General features: G+C 73.1%; 4 protein-coding genes and 1 pseudogene. 3 read left to right on the top strand and 2 right to left on the bottom strand.

Translation table 11 applies throughout. The annotated features are described in order from the left end of the window. Both ACZ4UX_RS36930 and ACZ4UX_RS36925 read right to left on the bottom strand, forming a co-directional pair. A pseudogene (locus tag ACZ4UX_RS36930) lies at positions 1-96 on the bottom strand (electron transfer flavoprotein subunit beta); the annotation flags it as partial. A gap of 354 nt (positions 97-450) precedes the next feature. Beyond that, positions 451-864: a thioredoxin family protein gene (locus tag ACZ4UX_RS36925; RefSeq protein ID WP_329490784.1), complete on the bottom strand. Its 414-nt coding sequence runs from the start codon at positions 862-864 to the stop codon at positions 451-453. 211 nt (positions 865-1,075) lie between these two features. On the opposite strand from ACZ4UX_RS36925, the gene ACZ4UX_RS36920 reads away from it, so the two are divergent. From ACZ4UX_RS36920 to ACZ4UX_RS36910, 3 genes are all read left to right on the top strand, one after another. Continuing rightward, positions 1,076-1,501 (top strand): DUF4395 domain-containing protein, encoded by a 426-nt coding sequence (locus tag ACZ4UX_RS36920; protein WP_329490783.1) that lies wholly within the window; start codon positions 1,076-1,078, stop codon positions 1,499-1,501. Positions 1,502-1,718: 217 nt separating this feature from the next. After that, a complete protein-coding gene (locus ACZ4UX_RS36915; RefSeq protein WP_329490782.1) occupies positions 1,719-2,477 on the top strand; it encodes a lysophospholipid acyltransferase family protein in 759 nt (252 codons plus the stop codon). 193 nt (positions 2,478-2,670) lie between these two features. Next, entirely contained in the window at positions 2,671-3,861 is a 1,191-nt protein-coding gene (locus ACZ4UX_RS36910; protein ID WP_465709857.1) for a TolB family protein, read from the top strand. The last annotated feature ends 155 nt before the right edge of the window (positions 3,862-4,016 follow it).

Raw genomic sequence — 4,016 nt, 5'->3', positions numbered from 1 at the left:
CACACCCTCCCGGTCGGTGGTGTGGTCGTCCGCGAAACGACGGTCACCCGTCGCGTCCGGCACGTACTTCACACAGACAACGATCCTCAAGCTCACGGCCTGTCTCCTGTACTGGTCTCGTCCGGCGGCTGCGGCTGTGCAAGCGGGCGCGAACTCGGCACGCACCCGCTCCGGGCAGCGTGTTCCCGTGCCGGTCCGGAACTTCCTGGCAGCATACTCGCCAGTAGTCGAATGACACTACTGGCCAGTAGCTTACGCCGCCGAGCCCCGGCCGACCGCCCCTCGGCCCCCCTCGCGAGGGCCTGAGGGCCCCCGGCCCGGACGGCCCGCGGAACGGCTCGCACTGCCGTCAGCCCTCATCCTGCCCCAGCGTCCCGCCGACACCACCCGACGGGGCGGCGCATCGGGAGTGGGATTCACCACCCGGGCCGCCACACCCCCCGGAGCGGATCAGACCGCCTCGCCCAGCGCCGCGATCACGTCCGCCTTGCGCGGCAGCCCGGCCGCCCGGCGCACCACCCGGCCACCCGCGTCCAGCACCAGGACCGTGGGCGTCCGCAGGATCTCCAGCCGGCGGACCAGCGCCAGCCGCTCCTCGGCGTCCAGCTCGATGTGCGCCACCCCCTCGACCAGACCCGCCACCTCCCCGAGCACCCGCCGGGTGGCCCGGCAGGGCTGGCAGAAGGCGGTGGAGAACTGCACCAGCGTGGCCCGCTCGCCCAGCGCCTCCCCCAGGTCCGCCGCCGACAGCCGTACCGCCCCGTCCTTCGCCCGCACCCGCAGCCTCCCGTCGCGCTGGGCCCGCAGCAGCCCGAACGCGCTCGCCACCGCGAGCACGACGACGCACACCACCAACCCGGTCATCCCCCCAGTCTGCCCCGGCCTCCCAGGAGTCCGACAGAGTGGTCGACCGCCGGGGCAGGGCCCGCGTACGATCGCCGGGTGGACTCCGACCGCCCGGTACGACCGCTGCTGACCACCCGCCGGGTGGTCGACCTGTGCCGGGCCACGGCCTCGCGCTGTCACTGACGCGCCCTGCCGTCCCCCCTTCTGCGATCCAGATCCGGAGCCCCCGTTGCAGATAGACCCCCGCGGCCCGAGGTTCGCCGCCGCGCTCAGCGCGGCCGTCCTCGGCGCCGTCCTCCTCAGCGGCAGCGGCCTGCTGCTCACCCTCCAGGGCATCGTCTTCGGCCTCGGCGCCATCGGCGGCCTGCACCGGTCGCCGTACAACTGGCTCTACCGGACCCTGCTCCTGCCCCGGCTCGCACCGCCCACCGCGACCGAGGACGAGCGGCCGCCGCGCTTCGCCCAGGGCGTCGGCCTGGTCTTCGCCGCCGTCGGCGCGCTCGGCTTCCTCACCGGGGTGACCTGGCTCGGCCTGCTGGCCACCGCGTTCGCCCTCGCCGCCGCCTTCCTCAACGCCGTGTTCGGCTACTGCCTCGGCTGCGAGATGTACCTGCTCGTCCGCCGCTCCCAGGGCCGGCTGGACGCCGCGTCCTGACCGGACGGGAAAGGTTCCCGGCCGGCCCATCACGGACGTCACACACCCGTCACCCGCCCGACCGCCCGCCTCAGGTGACAGCGGGCACTCGTTCGGGGGATCATTTCCGTGTATCACCCGTGGCCGCCGCGGCGTGCCGCGCCTCCGGTCGGCCCCACGTACGACACGGGTACCGCCGGACCGGGCCACCAGGGCCCGTGGGAAGTCAGGACTGACCGTGGCAGAGCTCGTGTACCCGCCGGTGATCGGCGCCGCACTGACCGTCTTCCGCGCGCTCGACGTGCGCATCAGGATCGTCGGCGCCGAAAACATCCCCGCCCAGGGCGGAGCGGTACTGGTGAGCAATCACATCAGCTACCTGGACTTCCTCTTCGCCGGCCTCGGAGCCTTCCGCGGCGGCAAGCGCAAGACCCGCTTCATGGCCAAGGACGACGTCTTCAAGCACGCCGTCTCCGGCCCGCTGATGCGGGGCATGAAGCACATCCCGGTCGACCGCACCGACGGCCAGCCCGCGTACGAGGCCGCCGTGCGCGCCCTGCGCGCCGGCGAGATGGTCGGGGTGTTCCCGGAGGCGACCATCAGCCGCTCGTTCATGCTGAAGAAGTTCAAGACCGGCGCCGCCCGGATGGCCGCCGATTCCGGCGCCCCGCTGCTGCCGGTCATCCTGTGGGGCACCCAGCAGCTCTGGACCAAGGGCCGGCCGAAGACCCTCACCAAGCGCCACGTCCCCGTGACCATCATGATCGGCGAGCCGATCGAGCTGGCGCCCGGCGACAAGCCCGTGATGGTCACCCGCCGGCTGCGCGCCGCGATGAGCGAGATGCTCGACCGGGCCCAGCGCGAGTACCCGGGCAAGCCGAGCGGGCCCGAGGACACCTGGTGGCAGCCCGCCCACCTCGGCGGCACCGCGCCGACCCTTGAGGTCGCCGAGGCCGAGGACGAGGCAGAGGCCGAGCGCCGGGCCAACCGCGACTGACGTCCCCGGGCTGGCGGCGGCCGGCCGGGCGCGCCGCGCCGCGCCGTCAACCCAACAATCCATTCTTCATACTCCGTGCGACCGAGTGGCCACGGACCGTCGCGTGTCGGCGGCCTGCCCGCCCTCCCGATCTGACACAGTGACAGCTCCCCCGGGGGCCTCGTCCTGCACCAGAGACGGAGATGACACGCAGATGACCGGCACACGGCTGCTGCCACTCACCACCACGGCCCGCACCCGCGCCCGCGCAGGTGCGGGCCTTCTGCTGGCGGGCACCGCCCTGCTCGCCGGGTGCGGTGTCCAGCCCGGCGAGATCCCGCTCAGCGAGATCCGGGCGGAGTCCCCGTCCACCACCCCGACTCCCGACCCCGCCATCGCCAACGCGACCCCGGGCGTGATCGGAGCCGCGGCACCGGCCCTGCCCGTCACGGCCCACAACGGCCTGATCGCCGGCCGGGTCTTCCTCGACCCCGGCCGCCTCACCAGCGCCGTCTTCACCGTGACGGCCGACGGCGGCACCCTGCAGCAGCTCACCCGGCCCTCCGGCCAGGACCGCGACGACCACCCCGACTGGTCCCCCGACGGCAGCACCCTCGCCTTCGACCGGACCGAGACCGAAACCGGCGCGGCCCGGCTCTGGACGGTGTCCGCCGACGGCGAGGGCGCCCACCAGATCGGCCAGCTCTGCGAGACCGGCGCCGCCGACTGCGTCAACGAGCAGGAGAGCGGCCCCGCCTTCTCCCCCGACGGGAAGCAGCTCGCCTTCAGCCGCACCTGGGGCTCGATCGACTCGTCCACCCAGCAGATCCAGTACTCCGACCTGTACCTGATGAGCCCCGACGGCACCAACGCCCAGCGGCTGACCTTCCTCACCAACGACACGCCGTACTCCGGCGAGGTCCGCAATCCGAGCTGGTCGCCCGACGGCAAGCAACTGGTCTTCGAGTACCGGACCAGCTCGACCGGGCAGCCCGCCAGCGGCCGGGCCCTCTACGTCGTCAACGCCGACGGCACGGGCCTGCGCCGACTCACCCCGTGGGAACTGCGCGCCGGTGAGCGCGCCAGCTGGTCCCCCGACGGCACCCGGATCCTGTTCACCACCTATCCGGCCGGCCCCGACTACACCCCCGGTGGCGGCATCTACACCGTGCAGCCCGACGGCAGCGCCATCGACGCCCTGACGCCCGGTCCGTCCGAGGTCTTCTACGGGGCCGCCGCCTACTCCCCCGACGGCACGTCCATCGTCTTCTCCCAGGCCCCCGCCGGCGGAACCGCCGACCTGTACCGGATGCAGACCAACGGCACCGGCGTCACCCGGATCACCGAAACGGCCGACCAGTGGGTGAGCCGCCCGAACTGGGGCACCGCCGCACCCCACTCGTAACCACGCGACGCCGGGGCCGGCCCTTCGGTCGGCTCCGGACCGCTTGGGCGTGCCCTTCCCGGAAACGCAAAGAACCCCCCGATCCTTACGGACCGGGGGGTTCTTTGGAATGATTGTTCGGCGGCGTCCTACTCTCCCACAGGGTCCCCCCTGCA

It is taken from the genome of Kitasatospora sp. NPDC028961 (assembly GCF_055564815.1).
Note: the sequence above shows the minus strand (reverse complement) of the source record. Positions and strands in the feature narration are given on the sequence as shown.